Source organism: Rathayibacter rhapontici (assembly GCF_001995175.1).
In the GTDB taxonomy this organism is placed as follows: domain Bacteria; phylum Actinomycetota; class Actinomycetes; order Actinomycetales; family Microbacteriaceae; genus Rathayibacter.
Genome location: NZ_MUKN01000022.1, coordinates 1 through 25,440 on the forward strand (window position 1 = coordinate 1; position 25,440 = coordinate 25,440).

The window sequence follows — 25,440 nt, forward strand, 5'->3', positions numbered from 1 at the left end:
CGACGACGGTCGCGGCGGCGCGCTCTCCCGGCATCGGACTCAGACGGCGGCCGCGCGCGCGGACGTCCAGCCCAGCACGGGCGCCACCGACTCGGCGATGGTCTGCAGGAGCCGCGCGTTGTACTCGACGCCCAGCTGGTTCGGGACGGTGAGCAGGAGGGTGTCCGCCTCCTGCACCGCCGCGTCCGCGGCCAGCTCGGAGGCGATGAGGTCGGGCTCGCCGGTGTAGCTGCGGCCGAAGCGGGCGGGCACGCCCTCGAGGGACGCGACCTGGTCCGCTCCCCCGCGGCCGCCGAAGTAGAGGCGGTCGAGCTCGCTCGTGATCGGCAGGACGCTGCGCGACACCGAGACGCGCGGCTCGCGCTGCCAGCCGGCCTCGGCCCAGGCGGAGCGGTACTCGCGGATCTGCCGCGCCTGGAGCTCGTCGAAGGGGATGCCCTCCTCCTCGAGCAGGAGGGTCGAGGACTGCAGGTTCATGCCCTGCTCGGCGGCCCAGCGCGCCGTGGCGAAGCTGCCGGCGCCCCACCAGATGCGGTCCTCGAGCCCGGGAGAGCGCGGCTCGATCGCGAGCGGGAGCGACTGGCGCGTCATCGCCGGATCGGACTGCGCCACCGGCGAACCGGAGAGCGCCTCGCGGAAGAGCTGCACCTTGTGCCGGGCCAGGTCGGCGTCGGTCATGCCCTCCGGGGGCACGAAGCCGAACGCCTCGGAGCCCCGCAGAGCGGTCTCCGGCGATCCCCGGCTCACGCCGAGCTCGAGCCTGCCGCCCGAGATGAGGTCGGTGGCCGCCGCCTCCTCGGCCATGTAGAGCGGGTTCTCGTAGCGCATGTCGATCACGCCCGTGCCGATCTCGATGCGGCGGGTGCGCGCGGCGATGGCGGCCAGCAGCGGGAAGGGCGAGGCGAGCTGCGGGGCGAAGTGGTGCACGCGGACGTAGGCGCCGTCGAGCCCGATCTCCTCCGCGGCCTCGGCGAGCTCGATGGTCTGGAGGAGCACGTCGCGGGCAGTGTGGGTCATCGACCCCGGCACGGACTGGTAGTGGCCGAAGGAGAGGAAGCCGATGCGCGAGACCATGCGTGCTTCAGCGCCGGCGGACGGCGCGGTATTCCCCCGGGCCGGATCTCACTGCGCTTCGAAGTCGGCCGAGATCGAGGCGGCGATCTCGATGTCCTCGGGCTTCAGGGCGAGGGGTTCCTCCTGGGAGCCGAAGGCGGCGGCGCGGCTCATCGTTCCGTAGCCGCCGCCCGCGCCCGAGGTGTGCGGGCGCAGGCCCGGCTCGAACAGGGTGAGCACGCGGGGCTGGCCGAGTCCCAGGGCGGAGGCGTACGCGGCGGCCCGCTCCTGCGCGTCGCGGACGCCGCCACGCGCACGTCGCGCTCCACGCTCGCCCGCCGGGCGGCCGTCAGGTCCCACTCCACTCCCGCGACGACGACGCCGGGCAGCCCGGACACCGTCGACACCCAGCGGCCGAGGGCGTCGAAGTCCCGGTACTTGACCCGCACGCTCGCCGCGGCGACGTGGAAGACCTCGGCCACGTCCGAGTCCTTGAGGAAGCGGCGGACGGTCGAGACCGACACCTGGTCGGCCGACCACCACGTCGCCGCCCCCGACTGCTGCTCGGCGCGGGCCTGGTCGCGGACGGTGGCGTGCAGCGACGAGACCTCGGCGAGCACCGCCGAGCGCGACCGCGATTCGCGGCGGATCTCGAGGCGGACCGTCCCGCGCTCGGCGGGGTGGAAGTGCTGCGCGGTGCCGGCGACGGTGAGGGTGACCATGCCCTCATGGTGCCCCATCCGCCTCCGCCGCGCCCCTGCGCCGTGCTGCCGCGTCACCGGCGGGACGCGAGCGCCCTCCTGATCGTGTCGGCGAGGGCGCGCTCGACGGCGAGATTGCTGAGGATCTGCTCGCGGTACCCGCCCCGGGCCGGCGGGACGAGGCGTCCCGAGACGGGGTCGGTCGCTCCGCGGAGGGCTCGCTCGCCGTCGGCGATCGACTGCTCGAGCAGCTCGAGGCGCCGAGCCAGACGCTCGGATTCGAAGCCCTCGACGGTGATCCGCTCGTCGGAGGCGGTGGTCAGGGGCGAGGTGGTCGCGCTCATGGTGGTCCGATCCTTCGGGGCGCCCGGAATCGGCGCCGTCACCAGGGAGACACGGCAGGGGCCGTCCCATGACGCGGTGGCGCGGAATCGAGGTCAGGCGTGGCGCGAAGCGTCGCCTCCGGATCAGTCCCGGAAGACCGAAAGGTGCTGGTTCTCGACGATGGCGAGGGTGCGGACGAGGCGGGTGTAGCGCTCGACGAGCTCCCCCTCCTCCGCGCCCTGGCCCAGCAGGGCCGAGATGCTCTCGGCGGGGAACAGCCCGACGATCTCCATCGCCACGGCCCTGGCGTGCTCGAACGACAGCGCTCGGGCGTACTCGAGGGCGCGGGCGAGCTGGGGGCGCTCGCCGTCGGCCGGCCGCGCCTCCACTCCGCTGGCCGCGGCGTGCGCCAGGACGGCCACGAACACGCGGGCGATCTCGTCGACGCGCAGGGCCCGCACGAGCGTGAGCAGGCGGGAGGAGACGCGCGTCACTCCGCGGGCCAGCAGCTCGCCGCTCAGAGCGCGCACCTCGATGACGTCGCCGCCCGTGAACTCCCCCGACACCCGCTTGATCCCGGAGGCGAAGAGGCTCGATCCGGAGTGGACGCTCCGCTCGGCCTCGAGGTTGATCTCGACCCGGCCGCGCGCCGTGGCGACGCCCGAGATCCAGCGCTGCTCCACCGCGGGGTGCGCGTGCACCGCACGGACGAGCGTGCCGGGGCCGGGGCTCTCGAGGGCGCGCAGGATGACCTCGGGGGTCCGCGCGCCGGCGATCCTCGTCGAGACCCCGTTGTGCGCGGCGAGCTCGGCCGCCTTCAGCTTCGAGCGGATGCCTCCGCGGCCGGTGCCGCCCTTCTGCACGCCGATGCCGCGCAGCTCGGCGATGCCCAGCTCGTCGAGGTGCACGCCCTCGGCGATGCTGCCGGCGAAGACGCCGGGGACGTCGGTGAGGAGCAGGAGGAGATCGGCGCCCAGGAGCATCGCGAGGCCGCCGGCGACCCCGTCGTTGTCGGAGCCCTCGGAGTCGATCGTGTCGTTGCCGTTCACGATCGGGACCACTCCGGCGTCGAGCGCGTGGCGGATCGCCTCGGCCACGTGCGACATCTGCCGCGGCGAGGCCAGATCGGACTCGCCGATCAGGATCTGGGCGACCAGGGACCCGGACAGCTCGGCGACCGAGCGGTAGAAGCCCATCAGCACGGTCTGGCCGACCGCGGCGGCGAGCCTCGAGCTGATCGGCTCGTCCTGCGAGCGGGCGAAGAGGGCGCGGCCGGAGGAGACGGCGCCGGAGGAGACGAGGACGACGTCCCAGCCGAGGTCGCGGGCCGTGAAGGCGCTCTCGAGGGCGCCGGCCAGCAGCACGGGGTCGGGTCCGGACTGCTTGGTGACCGAGCTCGAGCCCATCTTGACCACGAGGGTCCGCCTGCGCGGTGCGATCGCCGTGTCGGAGGAGGGAGCGGCGGCGGAGTCGGGCAGTGCGTCGGGCATGGCCCCCATGGTAGAGCTGAGCACTCCCTCCCCGATTACCGAGCGGCGGTCGGTAATCGGGTAGCGTGCCCGGAGGAGCCGATGAGGGCTCTCCGTCGGAAGGACCTCCCGTGACAGTGTCGTCAGCCTCCCCGCCCACCGGCTCCCCCGTGGACCGCCGCTACCTCGATCCGCTCCGGCCCGTAAAGGAGCGGGTGCGGATCCTGCTCGGGCAGATGACCCTCGAGGAGAAGGCGGGCCTGCTCTTCCAGACGATGATCGTGCTGGGCGAGAGCGGGGCGCTCGCCGGAGCGGACGAGGCCTTCGGACTCCCCTCCACCTCCGAGATGGTGCTCGAGCGGAGGATGACCCACTTCAACCTCCTCGGCGGCACGCAGGCGTCGGCGCGCGAGATCGCCGAGTGGCACAACCGGCTGCAGGAGCTCGCGGCCTCGACGCGCTTGGGGATCCCGGTGACCGTGTCCACCGATCCGCGCCACTCCTTCACCGACAACCCCGGCACGGGCTCGTCCTCCGCGGCGTTCTCGCAGTGGCCGGAGCCGCTGGGACTGGGGGCGATCGGGGACGAGGGCCTCGTCGAGCGCTTCGGCGACATCGCGCGGCGGGAGTACCTCGCCGTCGGACTGCGGGTGGCGCTGCATCCGCAGATCGACCTGGCGACGGAGTCGCGCTGGGCGCGGCAGGTCGGCACGTTCGGCGAGGACGCCGACCTCACGGGGCGACTGGGCGCGGCCTACATCCGCGGGTTCCAGGGCGCCGAGCTCGGCCCCGAGTCGGTCGCGACGATGACGAAGCACTTCCCGGGCGGCGGACCGCAGAAGGACGGCGAGGATCCGCACTTCGCCTACGGACGCGAGCAGGTGTACCCGGGCGGCAACGCCGAGTACCACCTGCGGCCGTTCGAGAAGGCGTTCGAGGCCGGGACGAGCCAGATCATGCCCTACTACGGGATGCCGGTCGGCACCGAGCACGAGGAGGTCGGCTTCGGCTTCAACCGCTCGGTGATCACGGGGCTGCTGCGGGAGCGGTTCGGCTTCGACGGCGTCGTCTGCACCGACTGGGGGCTGCTCACGGACGCCGACATCCTCGGCGACCGGCACCCGGCCCGCGCGTGGGGCGTCGAGCACCTCACCGTGCCGGAGCGGATGGCGAAGGCGCTGGACGCGGGCGCGACCAGTTCGGCGGCGAGGCGATCCCGGAGGTGCTCGTCGGCCTGGTGCGCGACGGGGTGGTCGAGGAGGAGCGCCTGGACGTCTCGGTGCGACGGCTGCTGCGGGAGAAGTTCGTGCTGGGGCTCTTCGACGCGCGCTCGGTCGACCCGGTCCGGGCGGAGGAGGTGGTCGGGTCGGCGGAGTTCCGCGCGGCGGGCGAGGACGCCCAGCGGGCGGCCGTCACGGTGCTCGCGCACGACGACGTCCTGCCGGTGCGGCGCGGCGTGCGGCTGTACGTCGAGGGCGTCTCCCCCGAGGCTGCCACCGGATACGGCGAGGTGGTGGAGTCGCCGGGAGAGGCGGAGCTCGCCGTGATCCGCATGCAGGCGCCCTTCGAGCAGCGGACGACGGCGTTCGAGGGCTTCTTCCACGCGGGGTCGCTGGAGTTCCCGGACGAGGTGGTCGCGCACGTGCTGGACGTCGCGGGGCGGGTGCCGACGATCGTCGTCGTGTTCCTGGACCGGCCGGCCGTCCTGACTCCGTTCGTGGGATCGACCGCGGCGCTGCTCGCCGAGTTCGGGGCGTCGGACGAGGCGGTGCTGGACGTGCTGGTCGGCGGGTCGGCTCCCCGGGGGAGGCTGCCGATGGACCTGCCGCGCTCGATGGCGGCGGCCTCCGCGCGGCGGCCCGACGTGCCGTTCGACACCGCGGATCCGCTGTTCCGCTTCGGGCACGGACTGCGGATCGGCGCGGCGGAGCAGCGGTCCGGGACGGGTGGAGGCTCCTCCCCAGGGCTGCGATGACGGTGCTCTGACGTAGTCTCCGAGGACCGCAGCGGGGATGTCGGTGGCGATTGACATACTCGAACACATGTTCGAATATGGGCAGATGACAGCCTCCTCCCCCACCCTCTCCGAGGGGACGGCCGAGGCTGCGGAGCCGCTGCTGCGCCAGCTCGCGTCGGTGAAGGAGCTGCAGTCGCGGATCCGCGACATGCAGGCCACCACGCTCGAGACGAAGAGCCTGGCGACGCTGCCGGCGTTCGCCTCGGTGCTGCCGGGAGGCGCGCTGAAGCAGGGCGCCGCCTACTCGGTCGAGGGGTCCCTCGGCCTCGCGATGGGGCTGCTCGCGGGCCCGTCCTCCGAGGGGTCGTGGTGCGGGGTCGTCGGCGTGCCCGAGTTCGGCGCCGAGGCGGCGGCGGGCATCGGGATCGATCTCGAGCGGCTGGTGCTCGTGCCCGCTCCGGCGGAGCACTGGCTCACAGTCACGGCCGCGCTCGTCGACGTCCTCACCGTCGTGCTGACCCGGCCGCCCGCCTCCGTCTCCTCGGCCGACGTCTCCCGGCTCGGCGCCCGGCTCCGTCAGCGCGGAGCGGCGCTCGTCGTGCTCGGCGAGTGGCCGCAGGCCGAGGCGCGGCTCAGCATCCGCAGCAGCCGTTGGGAGGGGCTGGGGGCCGGCCACGGGTATCTGCGCTCCCGGGAGGCCCTCGTCGACGTCGTCGGGCGCGCGGGGACCCGCGTGCGAACCGTGCGGATGAGCATGCCGGGAGCCGATCAGGCCTTCGGAGTGCACCACGAGCACTCCCGCCTGCGCGAACGGGCGGTGTGAGGTGGCGACCGCACCCGAGCTGCGCCGCACGATCCTCGTGTGGTGCCCGGACTGGCCGCTGCTCGCCGCGGCGGGCGACGCCGGCCTGCCCGCGGAGGCGCCGCTGGCGCTCACCGAGAAGAGTCGCGTCTTCGCCTGCTCCCCGACCGCGCGCGCCGAGGGGGTGCGACGCGGCATGCGGATCCGCGAGGCGCAGTCGCGCTGCACCGGGCTCACCGTGCTGCCCTACGACCCGGTGCTCGACCACCGGGCGTTCGAGCCGCTCGTGCAGGCGCTGGAGGAGATCACCCCGGGTGTGCAGCTGATCCGGCCCGGTCTCTGCGCGATCCGCGCCAGGGGCCCCCGCCGGTACTACGGGAGCGAGCGGTCCGCGGCCGAGGCGGTGCTGCGACGGCTGGCCGAGCTCGGGGTCGATCGGGCCCGCATCGGCATCGCCGACGGGCTCTTCGCCTCCGAGCTCGCCGCCAAGCACTCGGGCGAGGAGGTCGCGATCGTGCCCGCGGGGACGACCGCGCAGTTCCTCGCGCCGCTCCCCCTCGAGGCGCTCGGCACCGAGGCTGTCGGAGCCGCCACGACGCGCTCGAAGCCGGTCCGCGGTGAGGATCTGGTGACCCTGCTGCGCCGGCTGGGCGTGCGGACGCTCGGCGCGTTCGCCGCACTGCCGGCCGAGGACGTCGCCGCCCGGTTCGGACCGGACGGGGCCCGGTCCCACCTCCTGGCCCGCGGAGCCGAGACCGAGGCGGTCGTGCCGCGCCTGCCCCCCGAGCGGCTCGACCGGTCGCTCGAGTTCGAGCCCCCGCTCGACCGGATCGACCAGGCCGCCTTCGCCTTCCGGATCCCCGCGGAGGAGTTCGTCGCGGGTCTCACCCGGGCGCAGCTGGTGGCCACCGCGATCCGCATCGACGTCACCAGCGATCGCGGCGAGCTCTCCTCGCGCAGCTGGCTGCATCCGCGCTGGTTCACCCCGGGCGACGTGCTCGACCGCGTGCGCTGGCAGCTGCAGGGCAGCGGGGCGATCGACGCGGGCCTGCGCTCCCCGATCGCGCGCATCACCGTGGAGCCGGAGGCGGTGGACGCGATCGGGAACCACGAGCAGGGCCTCTGGGGCACCGCCCCCGAGGAGCGGGTCCACCACGGGCTCAGCAGGGTGCAGAGCATGCTCGGGCACGAGGCCGTCGTGACCGCGTCGATCGGCGGCGGCCGCGCGCTCCGCGATCGGCAGCACCTCGTCCCGTGGGGCGACCGCGAACCGGGCGACGCCCGGCCGAAGGGACTGCCGTGGCCCGGATCGCTCCCGCCGCCCCACCCGCCCACGGTGTTCACCGAGCCGGTGGCGGCACTCGTGCGGGGTCCGCGCGGGGAGCCGGTGTCGGTGGACGACCGCGGGTCCCTCGTCTCCGTCCCCGCCTACTTCACGCCCGGCACCTCGCAGGCCCGCCTCGAACCGGTGGCCGGCTGGGCGGGGCCGTGGCCCGTCGACGAGCGCTGGTGGGACGCGAGGACCGCCACCCGCTACGACCGCTTCCAGGTGGTCGACTCGGCCGGGACCGCCTGGCTCCTGGTCTGCCGGGACGGGGAGTGGGCCGCCGAGGCCCGGTACGACTGACCCCGCCCCTCCCCCTCCCGCACGTCGATCACGATCACGAAGGAGCCCCGCATGGGCTGGAACAACCCGCCGATCCCCTGGTCGGAGTTCGAACGGCGCCTCTCCACCGGCCGCCGGGCCGATGGCACGGAGGTCCGGGGCGACGGAGGGGACAGCCCGGCCTGGTCGCACAAGCGGCCGGCCTACTCCGCGGGCGACGACGTGCGCTCCCCCGAGCTCACGGTGCCCTACGCCGAGCTGCACGCGCACTCCAACTTTAGCTTCCTCGACGGCGCCAACCGTCCGGAGCAGATGGTCGAGGAGGCCGTGCGCCTGGGCATCGACACCCTCGCCCTGACCGACCACGACGGCCTCTACGGGATCGTCCGGATGGCCGAGGCCGCGCAGGGCCATCCCGTCAGGACCGCCTTCGGGGCCGAGCTCTCGCTCGGACTCCGCACCCCGCAGAACGGGATCGCCGATCCCGAGGGCTCGCACCTGCTCGTCCTCGCCCGCCGCGAGGAGGGCTACCACCGGCTCGCCCGCGCCCTGACCACCGCCCAGCTCGCCGGGGCCGAGAAGGGCAAGCCGAGCTACGACCTCGAGGAGCTCGCCCGCGCGGCGGACGGGCACTGGATCGTGCTCACCGGCTGCCGCAAGGGCGCGGTGCGCCAGGCGCTGGTCGCCGAGGGCGAGGCGGCGGCCGAGGCCGAGGTGCGCGAGCTCGTGCGCCTCTTCGGAGCGGCGAACGTGCTCGTCGAGCTCTACGACCACGGAGATCCGCTCGCCTCCCTGCACAACGACAGCCTGGCGGTCGTCGCCGAGCGGCTGCGGCTGCGGGTCGTGGCCACCGGGAACGTGCACTACGCCCGACCCGAGGACCGCCCCCTGCAGACCGCGCTCTCCGCCGTCCGCGCCCGGCGCAGCCTCGAGGAGATGGACGGCTGGCTCCCGGCGGCGGCGGGCGCCCACCTGCGCTCCGGAGCCGAGATGGCCGAGAGGTTCGCGCGCTATCCCGGCTCGGTCGAGAACACCGTCCGCGTCGCGGACGAGATCGCCTTCGAACTGGGGAAGGTCCGCCCCCGTCTCCCCCGCCAGGACGTCCCGGAGGGGCACACCCCCATGAGCTGGCTCCGCGAGCTCGTGCACCGGGCCGTCCCGCAGAAGTACCCGGGCGCCGACTCCGACGTGCTCGAGCGGCTCGAGAAGGAGCTGGCGGTCATCGAGGCGAAGGACTTCCCCGGCTACTTCCTGATCGTGCACGACATCGTGCACTTCGCCAAGGGGCAGGGGATCCTCTGCCAGGGCCGGGGATCCGCCGCCAACTCGGCCGTCTGCTACGTGCTGGGCATCACCGCGGTCGACTCGATCTTCTACGACCTCCCGTTCGAGCGGTTCCTCTCGAGCATCCGCGACGAGGAGCCCGACATCGACGTCGACTTCGACTCGGAGCGGCGCGAGGAGGTGATCCAGCACGTCTACGAGAAGTACGGGCGCCTGAACGCCGCACAGGTGGCCAACGTGATCACCTACCGGCCCAAGTTCGCGGTCCGCGACATGGCGAAGGCCCTCGGCTACAGTCCCGGGCAGCAGGACGGCTGGTCGAAGCAGGTCGAGGCCTGGGGGGCCATCACCGAGAGCACCGACCACGACATCCCCGACGACGTCGTCGCCCTGGCCACCCGCGTCCTCGGTGCACCCCGGCACCTCGGCATCCACTCCGGCGGCATGGTCCTCACCGACCGCCCCGTGGGCGAGGTCTGCCCGATCGAGCCGGCGCGGATGGAGAAGCGGACCGTCCTGCAGTGGGACAAGGACGACTGCGCCTGGATGGGCCTGGTGAAGTTCGACCTGCTCGGGCTCGGGATGCTCGCCGCCCTGCAGTACACCTTCGACCTCGTCGCCGAGCACGTCGGCGAGCAGTGGGACCTCTCCACGATCCCGCGAGAGGAGAAGGGCGTCTACGACCAGCTCTGCCGCGCCGACTCCATCGGCGTGTTCCAGGTCGAGAGCCGCGCCCAGATGGGCACCCTGCCGCGCCTGCAGCCGCGCCGCTTCTACGACCTGGTGATCGAGGTCGCGCTGATCCGGCCGGGCCCCATCCAGGGAGGCGCGGTGCACCCCTACATCCGCCGCAAGCTCGGCGAGGAGCCGGTCACCTACCAGCATCCCCTGCTCGTCACCCCGCTCAAGCGGACCCTGGGCGTCCCGCTGTTCCAGGAGCAGCTGATGCAGGTCGCGGTCGCGGTCGGCGACTGCAACGCCGAGGACGCCGATCTCCTCCGGCGCGCGATGGGCTCCAAGAGGGGGACGGAGAAGATCGAGACGCTGCGCGAGCGGCTCTACCAGGGCATGGCGCGCAACGGCATCACGGGCGAGGTCGCCGACGACATCTACACCCGGATCCAGGCCTTCGCCAACTTCGGCTTCGCCGAGAGCCACGCGATCAGCTTCGCCCTGCTGGTCTACGCGAGCGCGTGGCTGCGGCTGCACTACCCGGCGGCGTTCACCGCGGCGCTGCTGCGCGCCCAGCCGATGGGCTTCTACGCCCCGCACACCCTCGTGGCCGACGCGCGCAGGCACGGGGTGCGCGTCGAGTCCCCCGACGTCAACCGCTCGCTGCCCCACCCCGGGCTCGAGGCCGCACAGGATGCGCCTCCCCGGCGCCGGGGTGGGGCCGGGTACGGGAGCGAGGAGTGCCTCGCCGTCCACCAGCCGCCGACCGGTCTCTTCGACCGCACCGCGCACTTCCACACCGACGACCACCGGCGCGACGCGGGCTTCGTGATCCGCCTCGGGCTCTCGGGGGTGAAGGGCATCGGTGACGCCCTCGCCCAGCACATCGTGGCCGAGCGCGAGCGCGGCGGCGCCTACGCGAGCATGTCGGACCTCTCGCGTCGGGTCGGGCTGAACGCGACCCAGCTCGAGGCGCTCGGCGCCGCGGGTGCCTTCGACTCCCTCGGGCTCGACCGCCGCCAGGCGCTGTGGGAGGCGGGCACCGCCGCCGCCGACCGCGAGGAGTTCCTGCCCGGATCCGTCGTCGCCGTGCAGCCGCCGCTGCTGCCGATGCTCTCGGCGCAGGAGCGCGTCTCTTCGACTTCTGGGCCACCGGGATCTCCCCCGACGACCACCCGCTCCGGCACCTGCGCGACGATCTCCGAGCGCGCGGCGCGCGGTCCACGGCCGATCTGCCGGGCACCTCCTCCGGGACCCGGATCGAGGTGGCCGGCGTGGTGATCCACCGCCAACGTCCCTCCACAGCCGGCGGAGTGACCTTCATGAACCTCGAGGACGAGCACGGGATCCTCAACGTGATCTGCTCGGTCGGAGTATGGAACCGCTACCGGCGGATCGCCCGCGAGGCGCCCGCCCTGCTCGTGCGGGGCGTCCTCGAGCGCTCCGCGGAGGGCGTCACCAACCTCCTCGCCGACCGCTTCGAACCCCTCTCGGTCGGCGCCCGCACGACCTCCCGCAACTTCCGATGACCACGGCCACCCGGCGGCGACCGCTCCCGCGACCGCGCGCTCCACGAGAAAGCGATCCCATGACGACCACCCACTCCGCCGGTCCGCTCCCGCACCTGGACGCGCCGCTGCTCGACGACCGCGATCTGCGCGAGCGCGTCACCTCCCTCATCGGCCCCGCCTACCGGCGAGCCCTCTGGCCGATCCTGCTCGACCGGGCCGGGTTCCAGCTGCCGATCCTCTACCCCGTCGACGGGCTGCCCGTGCATCCCGACGAGGAGCGCACCGAGCGGATCGTCGCCACGCTCGCCAAGGCCGTCGCCCACCACGAGGTCGGCTCGCTCGCCTTCGCACTCGAACGGCCCGGCCGCGCCTTCCTCGGCGAGACCGATCGGGTGCTCGCCCGCTACCTGGCCGCGGCGTGCCACCGCCGCGCGATCCCCCTGCGCGCGCTCCTGCTCGTGCACGACGAGGGCGTGCGCGTCGTCGCCGAGACCGAGTACACGGCGTCGATCCGCTGACCGGGAACCGGACCGACCGGGAACCGGACCGTCCAGAGACCACCGGGGCGAACGACGGAGGGACGACCCGCCGAGGCGAGCCGTCCCTCTCCGAGCGGTCGGAGTCAGTCCGTGGTCGTGAGCGTGATCAGCAGCGACGAGGCGCCGAGGTCGACCTCGGTGTCACCGGGCTGCACGGCGTACTCGCCGACGCCCAGCAGCGACTCCGCCACCTCGGGCAGGGGCACCCGGGCCGCCGTCTCGCCCACGTTGATGGCGATGGTCACCCGACCGCGTCCGAGCGTCAGCCAGCGCTGCTCCTCGTCGAACTCGACGACCAGCGAGCCGAAGCGCGGATCGGTCAGCTCGGGGAAGCGGCGGCGCAGCGCCGCGAGCTCCCGGTACACGCCGAGGATCCGGGCGTGGCGCCCCTCCTCCGCCTCCGACCAGTCCAGGCGCGAGCGGGTGAAGGTCTCGGGGTCCTGCGGGTCGGGCACGACCTCCGGGTCCCAGCCCATCTTCGCGAACTCCTCGATCCGGCCCTTCGCCGTCGCCTCGCCCAGGTCCTTCTCGGGGTGCGAGGTGAAGAACTGCCACGGGGTGGACGCGGCCCACTCCTCGCCCATGAAGAGCATGGGAGTGAACGGGCCGAGCAGGGTCAGCGCCGCGGCGATCGCCAGCCGCCCCTCGTCGAGCGTGGCCGTCAGGCGGTCGCCGATGGCGCGGTTGCCGATCTGATCGTGGTTCTGGCTGCAGACCACGAGGCGCCAGGCGGGCATCCGCTCGGTGTCGATCGGACGACCGTGGTGACGCCCGCGGAACGTCGAGAGCGTGCCGTCGTGGAAGAACCCGCGCGTGAGCACCTTCTCGAGAGCGCCGAGCGGTGCGAAGTCCTCGTAGTACCCGGTCGTCTCCCCGGTCAGCGCGACGTGGACCGCGTGGTGGAAGTCGTCGCTCCACTGCGCGTCGAGTCCGTAGCCGCCCGCCTCGCGCGGAGTGATCAGCGTCGGGTCGTTGAGGTCGGACTCGGCGATCAGGGTGAGCGGTCGGCCGACGTGAGCAGAGAGCACCGCGACCTCCGATGCCATCTCCTCGAGCACGTGCACCGCGCGTCGTCCGAGAGGGCGTGGACCGCGTCCAGGCGCAGCGCGTCGACGTGGTAGTCGCGCAGCCACATCAGGGCGTTGTCGATGATGTAGCCCCGGACGACGTCCGACCCCTCGCCGTCGAGGTTCACCGAGCTGCCCCAGGTGTTGGCCTTCTCGTTCTTGAGGTACGGACCGAACTCCGGCAGGTAGTTCCCGCTCGGGCCGAGGTGGTTGTAGACCACGTCCTGCACGATCCCCATGCCGGCGCGGTGCGCCGCGTCGACGAAGCGCTGGTACGCCTCCGGCCCGCCGTACGGCTCGTGCACGGCGTACCAGAGCACTCCGTCGTAGCCCCAGTTGTGCGTGCCGTTCACCGCGTTCACCGGCAGGATCTCGATGAAGTCGACCCCCAGCGAGCGCAGGTGGTCGAGCTTCCCGGCGGCGGCGTCCAGCGTGCCCTCCGGCGTGAAGGTGCCGATGTGCAGCTCGTAGATCACCGCGCCGGCCAGCTGGCGCCCGGTCCAGGCTCCGTCCTGCCAGGTGTGCGCGCTCGGGTCGAAGGTGCGCGACAGCTCGTGCACGCCCTCGGGCTGACGGCGCGAACGCGGGTCCGGGAAGGGTCCCGAGCCGTCGACGCGGTAGCCGTAGTCGACCTCGCCCGAGGGGACGGAGCCGGAGACGCGCCACCACCCCTCCGAACCCGTCGGGGTCATCGGAACGGCGTCGCCGCCGCCGAGCACCAGCTCGACGGCGGAGGCCGCCGGCGCCCAGACGTCGAAGCGGTCGGATCCGGAGGCGGCGAGGGCGTAGCGGTAGGGAGTCGTGCTGATCACGGTGATCTCCTGACGGTGTCGTGCGAGCGGGAACGGAGCCGGCCGGGCCCGGAGGACCCGGCCGATCGGTCAGACGACCGGGACGAGCAGGGCGACGGGGAGGCCGCCGCCGAGGATCTCCGCGACGGGGGTGACTCCGCCGGCGAAGGTCCGCCCGGTGAGCAGGTCCTCGACCGGGTGGCCCGGCAGCACGATGACGGTGCCGCCCCAGCCGCCGGCCTCGGCCAGCCGGTGCGGGAGCCGCGTCGCGACCGTCAGGGCGCCGCCGCGGTCGAAGGCGACGGCGTGCTCGGCCGCCTCGCCGATCGCCGAGACCGGTGCGTAGCGGGTGAACAGCTCCGGCCGGTCGCGGCGCAGCCGCAGCGCGCGCGAGGTGACGAGCAGCTTGGCAGCCCCTTCCTCGTCGATCGGAGGCAGCCAGCCGCCGTCGATCCGCTCGAGCAGCGCGCGGCGCTCGGCGAAGTCGACCGGACGGCGGTTGTCGGGGTCCACGAGGGAGGTCTCCCACAGCTCGCTGCCCTGGTAGACGTCCGGGATCCCGGGGGCGGTCAGCTGCACGAGCTTGGCCGAGAGGCTGTTCGACCAGCCGATCCCCTTCACCCGGGCGACGGTCTCCTCGATCAGGCTCCGCACACGGGAGTCGTCGAAGGCGGCGTCCACGGCGGCGTGCATCCGCTCCTCGAACGCCTCGTCGGGCGCGGTCCACTTCGTCGAGCTGCCGGCTTCGCGGGACGCCTTCTCGGCGTACGCGTGCAGCCGCTCCCGCGACGCGGGCCACGATCCGACGATCGCCTCCCAGAGCAGGTGCTCGACGGGTCCGTCGCCGAAGCCGACGAGCGAGTGCAGGGAGCGCAGCGTGTCGGCCCAGACCTCGGGCTCCTCCGCCAGAGCCGTGATCCGGGCCCGGGTGTCCTCGCCGCGCTTCGTGTCGTGCGTCGAGAGGGTGGTCAGCGAAGCGGGGAACGAGGACTGCCGCACGCCCTGGCGGCGGTGGAACTCCTCCAGATCGATCGCGAACTCGTCCGGATCGGCCCCGACCTCGTTGAGCGAGGTGAGCCGGCTGTAGCGGTAGAACGCCGTGTCCTCGACGCCCTTCGCCATCACCATGCCGGAGGTCTGCTGGAACCGGACGGAGACGGCGGTGCCGGTCTCGCCGAGCAGCGCGGCGACCCGGTCGATCGTGTCGGCGATCTCGGGGCGGCGCCGCACCGCGTCGAGGCGGGCGTGCTCGAGGTGCTCGGCGCCGTAGGGGAGGTAGCTGCGGTAGACCGGGAAGGTCGCGAGCAGCTCGGCGAGAGCGTCGTCGGCCCCGTCCACCGAGGGGATCAGCCGCGCGAGGCGGAGCACCTCGGAGCGGAGGATCCCGTCGGCGATGCCGCGCTTCGTGTCGTGGATCAGATCCGCCCAGACGACCGGCGATCCGCCGTGGCCGAGCTCGGCGTCCAGTCCTTCGAGCACGCTCCGCGACTCCGGGTCCACGAGGATCCGGTCGATGTCGGCGAGGGCGTCGTAGCCGGTGGTCCCGACGGTCGCCCAGTGCGCGGGCAGCGCCTCGTCGCCCTCGAGGATCTTCTCGACCCAGACCGGCGCCCCGCCGATGGCGCGGGCGAGGTCGTCGAGGTAGCCGCCCGGGTCGGCGAGTCCGTCCGGGTGGTCGACCCGGAGGCCGTCGGCGAGCCCCTCTGTGAACCAGCGCACGATCTCGGCGTGCGAGGCGTCGAACACCTCGGGGCGCTCGACCGTGATGGCCGCGAGGGTGTTCACCGCGAAGAAGCGGCGGTAGTTCAGCTCGGCGTCCGCGCGCCGCCAGTTGACCAGCTCGTAGCTCTGCCGCGAGTGCACCGTGCGCCCGGAGTCGCCCGGCTGAGCGGTCCCGGGAGCGATCGGCAGGCGGTTCTCGTAGTAGTGCAGCTCGTCGCCTACGACCTCGAGCGCGTCGAGCTCGCTGTCGCTGTCGCCCTCGCTCGCACCGTCGCCCAGGATCGGCACGCGCAGCTTCCCGCCGCCCGCCTCCCAGTCGATGTCGAACGCGGACGCGTAGCGGGAGGACGTCCCGTTCTTCAGGAGGTCCCACCACCACGAGTTCTCGCTCGGCGTCGCGACGCCCATGTGGTTCGGCACGATGTCGATGAGCACGCCCAGGCCCTCGGCCTTCGCCGCCGCGGAGGCGTGGGCCAGACCCTCGCCGCCGCCGCGGGCGGGGTCGACCTGCGAGTGGTCGACGACGTCGTAGCCGTGGTCGGAGCCGGGCTCGGCCGTCAGCAGCGGTGAGAAGTAGAGCCAGTCGGCGCCCAGGGAGCGCACGTAGTCGGCGACCTGCGCCGCCTCGTCGAGATCGAAGCCGGAGCGGATCTGGAGTCGGTAGGTCGAAGCGGGCAGTCGCACGTCAGGCTCCTGTCGAAGAGGCGGTCGCGGAGTCGGTCGACTCCGAGTGGGGGCTGGTCGAGGCGATGATCGGGATCGCGGAGGTCGCCGCGAGGGAGGCGAGCGACGCGGCCACCGAGTGGTCCACCTCCGGCTCCGGGGCGCTGTGCTCCTGGAGGATCACGAGCGACTTGGCCTGGACGGTCAGCATCGCGCCGGCGGGGCGCGGGATCGAGTCCGCCTCGGCGCCCGCGGTGTCCACGAGCACGCTCCACAGCGCGGCGTACTCGTCGCTGGGCACCGCGAACTCCACGTCGACGTCGTCGGCGTTGAAGTAGAGCAGGAAGCTGTCGTCCGTCACGGGCAGGCCGCGCTCGTCGCGCTCGCGGATCCCGTTGCCGTTGAGGTAGATGCCCACCGAGCGGCCCAGGCCCGAGTCCCAGTCCTCCGGCGACATCTCGGTGCCGTCGGCCTTGAACCAGACGATGTCGGGCAGGGGCTCCTCCGAGCCGCGGACGACGGGCCTGCCGTCGAAGAAGCGGCCGCGGCGGAACGTGGGGTGCTCGGCGCGCAGGCGGATCAGCGCGGCCGTGAACTCCAGCAGCGGGCGGTCGGCGGTGGACCAGTCGATCCAGGTCAGCTCGCTGTCCTGGGCGTAGGTGTTGTTGTTGCCGTTCTGCGAGCGGCCCAGCTCGTCGCCGTGCAGGATCATCGGCACGCCCTGCGAGATGAGCATGGTGGCGAGGAAGTTGCGCTGCTGGCGTGCGCGGAGACCCAGGACCTTCGGGTCGTCCGTCGGGCCCTCGGCTCCGTGGTTCCAGGAGCGGTTGTGCGACTCCCCGTCGTTGCCGTTCTCGCCGTTGGCGTCGTTGTGCTTCTCGTTGTACGAGACGAGGTCGCGCAGGGTGAAGCCGTCGTGGGCCGTCACGAAGTTGATCGAGGCGACCGGGCGTCGACCGGAGCGGGCGTAGAGGTCGGCCGAGCCGGTGAGGCGCGAGGCGAACTCGCCCAGCGTCGACGGCTCACCGCGCCAGAAGTCCCTCACCGTGTCGCGGTACTTGCCGTTCCACTCCGTCCACTGCGGAGGGAAGTTGCCGACCTGGTAGCCGCCGGGTCCGACGTCCCACGGCTCGGCGATCAGCTTGACCTGCGAGACCACCGGGTCCTGCTGCACGAGCTCGAAGAAGGTCGAGAGCCGGTCCACGTCGTAGAACTCGCGGGCGAGCGCCGAGGCGAGGTCGAAGCGGAAGCCGTCGACGCGCATCTCGGTCACCCAGTAGCGCAGCGAGTCCATGATCAGCTGCAGCGAGTGCGGGTGCCGGACGTGAGGGTGTTCCCCGTGCCGGTGTAGTCCATGTAGTAGCGCTTGTCGTCGTCGACGAGGCGGTAGTACGCCTCGTTGTCGATGCCGCGGAACGAGAGCGAAGGGCCGAGGTGGTTCCCCTCGGCGGTGTGGTTGTAGACCACGTCGAGGATGACCTCGATGCCGGCCGCGTGCAGCGCCCGGACCATGCTCTTGAACTCCTGGACCTGCTGGCCCTGGTCGCCCGTGGACGAGTAGGTGTTCTGCGGAGCGAAGAAGCCGATCGTGTTGTAGCCCCAGTAGTTCGAGAGGCCCTTCTCGATCAGGGTCGAGTCGTTGACGAACTGGTGCACCGGCATGAGCTCGATCGCGGTGATGCCCAGGTGCTTGAGGTGCGCGATGACCGCGGGGTGGGCGACGCCCGCGTACGTGCCGCGCAGCTCCTCCGGGATGTCGGGGTGGCTCTTCGTGAGCCCCTTCACGTGCGCCTCGTAGATGACCGTGCGGTCGTACGAGATGCGCGGACGGCGGTCGCCGGCCCAGTCGAAGAACGGGTTGATGACGACGCCCATCATCATGTGCGGCGCCGAGTCCTCGTCGTTCGTCGAGTCCGGGTCGCCGAAGGTGTACGAGAAGAGCGACTGGTCCCAGTCGATCTCGCCCGAGACGGCCTTCGCGTAGGGGTCGAGCAGGAGCTTGTTCGGGTTGCAGCGCTGTCCCGCGGCCGGGTCGTACGGTCCGTGGATGCGGTAGCCGTACTTCTGGCCGGGCTGCACCTGCGGCAGGTAGCAGTGCCAGACGTAGGCGTCCGACTCGAGCACGTCGACGCGCGTCTCGGTGCCGTCGTCGTCGAACAGGCAGAGCTCGACGCGCTCGGCGACCTCGCTGAAGAGAGCGAAGTTCGTGCCGCTTCCGTCGAAAGTGGCGCCCAAGGGGTAGGCGGTTCCGGGCCAGGTCTCCACGAGACTCCTCTGGGGTGTGGTCTCGGGCGATCCGGATGAGGCCGTCGTTCGGTCCGCGGATGCCCGACGTCGGGGGTGATGGTCCATCACCTTCGCGACGGACCGACTGCCCACCTTAGCGAGGGGCTCCTCCGGCGAACCCGGGAGCTCCTCGTCGGCGGGGGTCACCGGCAGCCGTCCTCGACGGCACGGGAGCACGCCGGCAGCGGGCTCGGCGCGACGATCGGGAGGAGCGGCGGGGTCACGTCTGGAACAGTACGGGCGGCGCCGATCGCGCCGGAGGGGCTGGCGCCGCGCCGGGCCGATCGGCTAGCGATCCGCCGCGCTCAGTGCGAGCCGATCCTCCGCCGCAGCAGGTCGATGCGGGCCTGCAGCTGGGTGACGCTGGCCTGGGCGACGGCCGGCCCGCCGCAGAGCCGCCGCAGCTCGGTGTGCACCTGGCCGTGGGTCTCCCCCGTGTTGCGCGCCCACAGCCCGACCAGCGAGTTCAGGAGGCTCCGCTGCTCCTTCAGGGTGCGGTAGAGCGGCGCGGGGATCTCGCTCTCCTTCGCCTCCGGTGCGGCCGCGGCACCCGGACGGGTGCCCGCGCGCTTCGCCTGCCGCTGCTGGCGGTGCTGCAGGAGCTCGCGCACCTGGTCCGGCTCGAGCAGTCCCGGGAGTCCGATGAAGTCGAGCTCCTCCTCGCTCTCGACCTCGACCTCCATGCCGAACTCGGCGCCCTCGTAGACGACGCGGTCGAAGGTCGCCGCCGAGCCGAGCGACTCGAACCGCCCCTCCTCGAGCAGATCGGAGGACGCCTTCTCCTGCCGCTCGGCGTCGGCCATCAGGTCGGCCTCGGGGTACTCCTCGTCGTCGGAGCTCCTGCGGTCGAGCGCGTGGTCGCGCTGCTGCTCCATCGAGCTCGCCAGCGCGAGCAGGCCCGGCACGTTCGGGAGGAAGATCGACGCGGTCTCGCCGCGGCGCCGGGCCCGCACGAAGCGGCCGATCGCCTGCGCGAAGAACAGCGGAGTCGACGCCGACGTCGCGTAGACGCCCACGGCCAGCCGCGGCACGTCCACGCCCTCCGACACCATGCGCACGGCGACCATCCACCGGCTGGTGTCCTTCGAGAACTCCTCGATCCGGTCGCTCGCCTCCTTCTCGTCCGAGAGGACGACGGTGACGGGCTCGCCGCTGATCTCGCGCAGCATCGCGGCGTATGCGCGGGCCGCGTAGTGGTCGGTCGCGATCACCAGCCCGCCGGCGTCGGGGATCGCGCGGCGCACCTCGCTGAGGCGCGTGTTGGCGGCACGCAGCACCGACGGGATCCAGTCGCCCTTGGGGTCCAGCGCCGTGCGCCACGCCTGCGACGTGATGTCCTTGGTGTTGCCCTCGCCGAGCCGCGCCTCCATCTCGTCGCCGGCCTTCGACTTCCAGCGCATCTGGCCGGCGTAGACCATGAAGAGCACCGGGCGGACGACGCCGTCGGCCAGGGCGCGGCCGTAGCCGTAGGCGTAGTCGGTCAGCGAGGTGCGGATGCCCTCCTCGTCCGGGAGGTAGCTGACGAACGGGATCGGTGCCGTGTCCGAGCGGAACGGCGTCCCGGTCAGCGACAGGCGGCGCACGGCGGGCTCGAAGGCCTCGCGGATCGCGTCGCCCCAGCTGAGCGCGTCGCCGCCGTGGTGCACCTCGTCGAGGATCACGAGCGAGCGCCCCGAGAGGGTGAGCTCGCGGTGGAGCTCCGGGCGCACCGCGATCTGGGCGTAGGTCACCGCGACGCCGTGGTAGTGCCGGGCGTGCCGCCCCATCCGGTTCGTGAACGTGGGGTCCAGGCGGATGCCGACGCGGTGCGCGGCCTCGGCCCACTGCCGCTTGAGGTGCTCGGTCGGAGCGACCACCGTGATGCGGTCGACGGTGCGGTTGTGCAGGAGCTCGGCTGCGAGCCGGAGAGCGAAGGTCGTCTTGCCCGCTCCGGGCGTCGCGGCGGCGAGGAAGTCGCGCGGCTCGGTCTGGAAGTACGCCTCGAGCGCCTCCGCCTGCCATGCGCGCAGCTTGTTCGCCGTGCCCCACGGAGCGCGTCCCGGGAACGACGGGGACAGGTGCTCCGCAGCGGAGGTGCCGACCTGATGACCGAAGCTCGAGGGACTGTTCACGTGCGCCAACGGTAGCCGACGCCACCGACGCGGGGGCCGGGTCCGCGCGATCGGGCGCCGCGACGGGCGTGTGCTGGGCGTGTCGCGATCGTCCGCGCGACGGATCCGGCTCGCCGCGTCGCGGAGCAGAATGGAGGGATGGTCGAGCAGCGTCATCCGTGGTCCCGCTACGTCGCCCTGGGCGATTCGTTCACCGAGGGGATCGGCGATCCCGAGCCCGCCAGCCCCGGCGGTCACCGCGGATGGGCCGACCGCGTCGCCGAGGTGCTCGGCAGCCAGGTCGACGACTTCGCCTACGCGAACCTCGCCGTCCGCGGGAAGCTCCTCCAGCAGATCCTCGACGAGCAGGTCGAGCCGGCGCTGGAGCTGCGTCCGGACCTCATCACGATCTCGGCGGGCGGCAACGACGTCATCCGCCCGGGCACCGACCCGGACGACATCGCGGCGCGCTTCGAGTCGGGCCTGGCCCGGCTCCGGGCCGACGACGCGACCGTCGTGCTCTTCACCGGCGTCGACGTCGGCTTCTCGCCGGTCTTCGGGCGCATCCGCGGCAAGGTCGCGATCTACAACGAGAACCTGCGCGCGCTCGCCAAGCGCTACGACTGCATCGTCGCCGACCAGTGGTCGCTGCAGGAGATCCAGGACGTGCGGATGTGGGCGCCCGACCGCCTGCACCTCAACCCGCACGGGCACCACGAGGTCGCCCGCATGGTGCTCGAGGCGCTCGCCGTCGAGAACTCGCTCCGCCCGCTCGCCCCGGAGCCGCTGCCCACTCCGACCTGGCGTGCGGCGCGGACCGAGGACGTGAAGTGGGCGCGCGAGTACCTCGTGCCCTGGGTGCTGCGCCGCGTGCGGCACCAGTCCTCGGGCGACTTCATCACGGCCAAGCGCCCGTCCGCCGAGCCCTACCGGGCGGACTCCGAGCGTGCGCAGCCCGCCCCCTCCGCGCCCGGCACCGCGGCACCGGGCAACGCGACGCCCGAGGAGGTCGCCGCGGACATCGCGACCGCCGGCGTCCGCATCGTCGTCGAGGGCGACTAGCCGAGCAGCTCCGCCGGGTGCGAGACGCGCCAGCCGAAGCCCGGGTCGCCGATCGAGCCGTCGGCGACGAGGGGCAGCTCGTAGGGCGTGCCGTTGACGCTCACGGTCGCGGTGCCGACGTCCGCGCCGTCGGCCACCGTGCCGAGCGGATCGAGCTCGACCGTCGTCGAGGTCGTGACGGCGCCCCAGGTCAGCACCGACCGCGCCTCGGGCGTCTCGGCCACGACGGAGTCGCCCCAGAGGCTCGTGTAGGAGCCGAAGTCCTGCCCCTCGGTGGTCAGCGGCACCGTGCGGAACCCCGCCTCGACGCTCGGCAGCAGAGTCAGGATGTCCGAGGCGAGCTGCGGATGCGTCCGCGCACCCACCACGACGCCGACGAGCGTCACCGGCTCGCCCTCGACGACGGTGTCCACCGAGAACAGGAGGCACGATCCCGCCTCGTCCGTTGTCCCCGTCTTGATCCCGTCCACTCCCCCGCGCCCGAGCAGGGTGTTCGTGTTCTGCACCACGCCGACCCCGGGGACGTCCGCACGGGGCAGGGCGACGATCGGCGCCAGCACCGGATCGGCGACGAGCAGCTCGCCCAGGCGCACCATGTCGGAGGTCGTGCTCACGGTGTCGGGCGAGAGACCGCTCGTGTCGGTGACGACCGTGCGGGTCAGTCCCTGCTCGTCGAGCCAGGCGCGCGCGGCGGCGAGGTACGCCTCCTCCGAGCCGAACGCCCAGATCGCGAGGGACTTCGAGTAGTTGTTGGCGGAGGGCAGCATCAGCACCGTCAGCGCCTCGCGCTGCGTCAGCTCGAGGCCCGCCGACACGGGGGCGACCGAGCCGTTCTCGGCCAGCGACTCGGCGTAGTAGCCGACGTCGGCAGCGGTGAAGGTGATGTCCGCGCCGTCGCTCCCGTCGGGGATCGGACGCTCGGCGAGGATCACCAGCGCTGTCACGACCTTCGCGATGCTCCCCGTGGGAACCGGATCGTCGGATCCGTAGCGCGCGAGCACCCCGTCCTGCTCCGCGTCGTCGAACCCGACGGCGCCGATCGCCCCCGAGCCGTACGCCGGCCAGGCGAGCACCGGCGCGTCGGTCGTCGCCCCGGGCGTCTGCGCCACGAGCGCGGTCGCCGCGGGCAGCTCGGCGCTCGCCGCGGTCGCGGAGTAGGCACCGCCCGCGACGACGAGGACGACGGCGAGCGCGCCCCCGATGATCGCGCCCCCGCGACGGCGGCGGGGCGGGATGCCGGGATCCTCCGGCTGCTCCGGCAGGACCGCCCCGAACACGTCGATCGGCGAGTCGTCGGGTCGCGTCGGGGAGCTCACTCCGTCATCGTAGGCGCGGCGCCCTCTCGATCCGGGGAGGATGCGGCCGCGCGCGTCAGCGCCCACAGCGCCACGGCTCCGGCGCTGGCCACGTTGAGCGAGTCGACCCCGTGCAGCATCGGGATCGTGACCACGGTGTCCGCCGCGTCGAGCGCCGCCCGGCTCAGTCCGTCCCCCTCGGCTCCGAGCACGATCGCCACGCGCTCCGGCCGGCGGTCGGCGTAGACGTCCAGCGGCACCGCGTCCGGGGCGAGTGCGAGCGCCGCGATCGAGAAACCCGAAGCGAGCAGCTCCTCCCGCGCCGGCCCCCACTCCGGCGTCCTGGTCCACGGCACCTGCAGCACCGTGCCCATGCTGACCCGGACGCTGCGCCGGTACAGCGGATCCGCGCACCGCGGCGTCACGAGGACGGCGTCCGCCCCCATCCCGGCGGCCGCGCGGAACACCGCGCCGACGTTGGTGTGGTCGACGAGGTCCTCGAGGATCACGACGAGGCGCGCATCGGCGAGCAGCTCCGTCACGGTGGGCAGCACGGGCCGGTGCATCGAGGCGAGCGCGCCGCGGTGCAGGTGGAACCCGGTCAGCTCCTCGATCACCGCGTCCGGCGCCACGAAGACCGGGACCTCGGGGAAGCGCTCGAGCACGTCCGCCGCGTCGCCCAGCCGCTTCTCCTGCACGAGGACCGAGCGCGGCCGGTGCCCGGCGTCGAGGGCCCGCCCGATGACCTTGGCCGACTCTGCGATGTAGAGGCCGCCCTCCGGCTCCAGCACCCGCCGCAGGGCGACGTCCGTCAGCCGGTGGTAGTCGGCGAGGAGGGGGTGGTCGAGGTCCGCGATGTGCACGATCGGCATCCCGGCACCCTAGAGCCTGTCGACCGGGATACCGCGCACGCGACGGCGATCCCCTGTTCACAGCCCTCGGGCACCGCGGCGCTCTAGACTTCGAGACGGGCCCGCCGCGCACGCGGAGGCCCACTGACGGGAGGCGCGGATGGAGTCGAGTCCGACACCGGTCGAGGACGGCACGCGAGCCGACGCGATCGAGCAGGCCGTCGAACTCCTCAGCGGGCGGCGCCTCGCCGCCGTCACGGGCGCGGGCGTCAGCACCGACTCCGGAATCCCGGACTACCGCGGAGCGGGCGCGCCGGTGCGCACCCCGATGACGTACTCGCAGTTCGTCGCGGATCCCGACTACCGCAAGCGCTACTGGGCCGGCAGCCAGATCGGCTGGCGGCGCTTCACGAGCACCCTCCCCAACGACGGGCACCGCGCTCTGGCGCGCCTCGAGGAGCGGGGCGTGCTGAGCGGGGTCGTCACGCAGAACGTCGACGGGCTGCACGTGCGCGCCGGGTCGCGGCGCGTCGTCGACCTGCACGGCTCCGCCGACCGCGTCCGCTGCATGACCTGCGGGCAGTACTTCGCCCGCGACGCCGTGGCCGACAGGATCGCCGAGGCGAACCCCTGGCTCGACGACCCGGGGGTCTCCTCCCTCAACCCCGACGGCGACGCCGAGGTCCACGACGTCTCGGCGATGACCGTGCCGGACTGCACCGTCTGCGGCGGGATCCTCAAGCCCGACATCGTCTTCTTCGGCGAGTTCATCCCCACCGAGCGGTTCCAGGAGGCGCGCGCCATCGTCGCCGGCGCCGACGCCCTGCTCGTGGCCGGGTCCTCGCTCGTCGTCAACTCCGGCATCCGCTTCCTCGAGATCGCCCGCCGCGGCAAGATGCCGATCGTCATCGTCAACCGCGGCACGACCAAGGGCGACGGCCGCGCCGCGATCAAGATCGACGGCGGCACGAGCGAGGTCCTGCGGATCCTCGCCGACCGCCTGCCCGCCCGCTGACCCGGGCGACCTCCCCTCCCCGCACCTCGAGAGGCTCCCGTGACCCAGCTCACCCTCGTCCGCCACGGCCAGACCGACTGGAACGCGGCGCGCCGCATCCAGGGCGCGAGCGACATCCCGCTGAACGACACCGGCCGATCGCAGGCCCGCGCCGCCGCGCGGATCCTCGGCGAGCGGGAGTGGGACGCGGTCGTCGCCAGTCCTCTGCAGCGCGCCTACGAGACGGGCGCCGTCATCGCGCGCGGTCTCGGCCTCGACGAGCCCCTCGTCGTGCCCGGGCTGGCCGAGCGCGCCTACGGCGAAGCCGAGGGCATGACGGCGGACGATCTCCGCGCGCTCTTCCCCGGCGGCATCGAGGGCGAGCGCATCCCGGGGTGCGAGACCCGCGCCGAGGTGGTCGCACGGGCGACCGAGGCTCTGCTCGAAGTCGCGGAGCGCTTCCCCGACCAGCGGGTGATCGTGGCGACGCACGGAGCCGTCATCGGCAGCCTCCTCCGCGCGCTCAGCGAGGACGCGCTGCCGCCGCAGGGCATCACCGTCGGCAACGGCTCGCGGCACGACTTCGCGATCGTCGACGGGGCGCTGCGCATCGTCGCCTTCGACGACTCCGGCGACGTGGTGGTCGTGGACGCCGACCTCGACGACGTCCTCAGCCCCACCGCTCCCTAGGACCCGACGAC

At 73.0% G+C, this 25,440-nt stretch carries 13 protein-coding genes and 5 pseudogenes; 8 read left to right on the forward strand and 10 right to left on the reverse strand.

From position 1 onward, the window contains the following. Positions 1-39 precede the first annotated feature (39 nt). The 4 genes and pseudogenes from B0T42_RS08670 to proB all read right to left on the reverse strand — a co-directional run bounded on the left by B0T42_RS08670 (position 40) and on the right by proB (position 3,568). Positions 40-1,074 carry an LLM class flavin-dependent oxidoreductase gene (locus tag B0T42_RS08670; protein ID WP_077222808.1) on the reverse strand — a complete coding sequence of 345 codons (1,035 nt, stop codon included), beginning with the start codon at positions 1,072-1,074 and terminating at the stop codon, positions 40-42. 48 nt (positions 1,075-1,122) lie between these two features. After that, positions 1,123-1,793, reverse strand: a pseudogene (locus tag B0T42_RS22665) (SIMPL domain-containing protein). Between the two features lie 35 nt (positions 1,794-1,828). After that, a complete protein-coding gene (locus tag B0T42_RS19500; protein WP_077222810.1) occupies positions 1,829-2,098 on the reverse strand; it encodes a hypothetical protein in 270 nt (89 codons plus the stop codon). 123 nt (positions 2,099-2,221) lie between these two features. Further along, a complete protein-coding gene (gene proB / locus B0T42_RS08685) occupies positions 2,222-3,568 on the reverse strand; it encodes a glutamate 5-kinase (protein ID WP_158078083.1) in 1,347 nt (448 codons plus the stop codon). Positions 3,569-3,678: 110 nt separating this feature from the next. Here proB and B0T42_RS08690 point away from each other — a divergent pair. The 5 genes and pseudogenes from B0T42_RS08690 (at position 3,679) to B0T42_RS08710 (ending at position 11,897) form a co-directional block, all read left to right on the forward strand. Next, a pseudogene (locus tag B0T42_RS08690) lies at positions 3,679-5,522 on the forward strand (glycoside hydrolase family 3 protein). An 85-nt stretch (positions 5,523-5,607) separates the two neighbouring features. Next, the gene (locus tag B0T42_RS08695) at positions 5,608-6,327 is read left to right on the forward strand and encodes a hypothetical protein (protein WP_077222812.1); all 720 of its coding nucleotides are present in this window, start codon (positions 5,608-5,610) and stop codon (positions 6,325-6,327) included. 1 nt (position 6,328) lies between these two features. Beyond that, positions 6,329-7,933 carry a DNA polymerase Y family protein gene (locus B0T42_RS08700; protein WP_201788513.1) on the forward strand — a complete coding sequence of 535 codons (1,605 nt, stop codon included), beginning with the start codon at positions 6,329-6,331 and terminating at the stop codon, positions 7,931-7,933. Positions 7,934-7,984: 51 nt separating this feature from the next. Beyond that, positions 7,985-11,397, forward strand: a pseudogene (locus B0T42_RS08705) (error-prone DNA polymerase). A gap of 59 nt (positions 11,398-11,456) precedes the next feature. Further along, positions 11,457-11,897: a hypothetical protein gene (locus B0T42_RS08710; RefSeq protein ID WP_077222813.1), complete on the forward strand. Its 441-nt coding sequence runs from the start codon at positions 11,457-11,459 to the stop codon at positions 11,895-11,897. Positions 11,898-12,001: 104 nt separating this feature from the next. Here the strand turns inward: B0T42_RS08710 and treZ are convergent. From treZ to B0T42_RS08730, 4 genes and pseudogenes are all read right to left on the reverse strand, one after another. Next, positions 12,002-13,797, reverse strand: a pseudogene (treZ, locus tag B0T42_RS08715) (malto-oligosyltrehalose trehalohydrolase). Between the two features lie 69 nt (positions 13,798-13,866). Further along, positions 13,867-16,182, reverse strand: a complete 2,316-nt coding sequence (gene treY, locus B0T42_RS08720; protein WP_077222814.1) for a malto-oligosyltrehalose synthase — start codon at positions 16,180-16,182, stop codon at positions 13,867-13,869. A 1-nt stretch (position 16,183) separates the two neighbouring features. Further along, a pseudogene (glgX, locus tag B0T42_RS08725) lies at positions 16,184-18,426 on the reverse strand (glycogen debranching protein GlgX). A 326-nt stretch (positions 18,427-18,752) separates the two neighbouring features. Continuing rightward, complete coding sequence (locus tag B0T42_RS08730; protein WP_236720190.1) at positions 18,753-20,558, reverse strand: DEAD/DEAH box helicase; 1,806 nt, start codon at positions 20,556-20,558, stop codon at positions 18,753-18,755. Positions 20,559-20,696: 138 nt separating this feature from the next. Between B0T42_RS08730 and B0T42_RS08735 the strand changes: the two genes are divergently transcribed. After that, positions 20,697-21,599, forward strand: coding sequence for an SGNH/GDSL hydrolase family protein (locus B0T42_RS08735; RefSeq protein WP_077222847.1), 903 nt, complete (start codon positions 20,697-20,699; stop codon positions 21,597-21,599). Here the strand turns inward: B0T42_RS08735 and B0T42_RS08740 are convergent. Beyond that, complete coding sequence (locus B0T42_RS08740; RefSeq protein WP_139344462.1) at positions 21,596-22,915, reverse strand: D-alanyl-D-alanine carboxypeptidase family protein; 1,320 nt, start codon at positions 22,913-22,915, stop codon at positions 21,596-21,598. The genes B0T42_RS08735 and B0T42_RS08740 overlap by 4 nt on opposite strands. Further along, positions 22,912-23,766 carry a TrmH family RNA methyltransferase gene (locus tag B0T42_RS08745; protein ID WP_077222817.1) on the reverse strand — a complete coding sequence of 285 codons (855 nt, stop codon included), beginning with the start codon at positions 23,764-23,766 and terminating at the stop codon, positions 22,912-22,914. Before B0T42_RS08745 ends, B0T42_RS08740 begins: the two co-directional genes overlap by 4 nt. Positions 23,767-23,905: 139 nt before the next feature. Between B0T42_RS08745 and B0T42_RS08750 the strand changes: the two genes are divergently transcribed. Together B0T42_RS08750 and B0T42_RS08755 are read left to right on the forward strand one after the other, a co-directional pair. Then, complete coding sequence (locus B0T42_RS08750) at positions 23,906-24,760, forward strand: Sir2 family NAD-dependent protein deacetylase (RefSeq protein WP_077222818.1); 855 nt, start codon at positions 23,906-23,908, stop codon at positions 24,758-24,760. 39 nt (positions 24,761-24,799) lie between these two features. Next, positions 24,800-25,429 (forward strand): histidine phosphatase family protein, encoded by a 630-nt coding sequence (locus B0T42_RS08755; protein WP_077222819.1) that lies wholly within the window; start codon positions 24,800-24,802, stop codon positions 25,427-25,429. The last annotated feature ends 11 nt before the right edge of the window (positions 25,430-25,440 follow it).

Coding starts and splice junctions, on each gene's coding strand:
- B0T42_RS08750 (WP_077222818.1), top strand. CDS start 23,906: ATGGAGTCGAGTCCGACACCGGTCGAGGACGGCACGCGAGCCGACGCG.
- B0T42_RS08695 (WP_077222812.1), top strand. CDS start 5,608: ATGACAGCCTCCTCCCCCACCCTCTCCGAGGGGACGGCCGAGGCTGCG.
- proB (WP_158078083.1), bottom strand. CDS start 3,568: ATGCCCGACGCACTGCCCGACTCCGCCGCCGCTCCCTCCTCCGACACG.
- B0T42_RS08735 (WP_077222847.1), top strand. CDS start 20,697: ATGGTCGAGCAGCGTCATCCGTGGTCCCGCTACGTCGCCCTGGGCGAT.
- B0T42_RS08710 (WP_077222813.1), top strand. CDS start 11,457: ATGACGACCACCCACTCCGCCGGTCCGCTCCCGCACCTGGACGCGCCG.
- B0T42_RS08745 (WP_077222817.1), bottom strand. CDS start 23,766: ATGCCGATCGTGCACATCGCGGACCTCGACCACCCCCTCCTCGCCGAC.
- B0T42_RS08670 (WP_077222808.1), bottom strand. CDS start 1,074: ATGGTCTCGCGCATCGGCTTCCTCTCCTTCGGCCACTACCAGTCCGTG.
- B0T42_RS19500 (WP_077222810.1), bottom strand. CDS start 2,098: ATGAGCGCGACCACCTCGCCCCTGACCACCGCCTCCGACGAGCGGATC.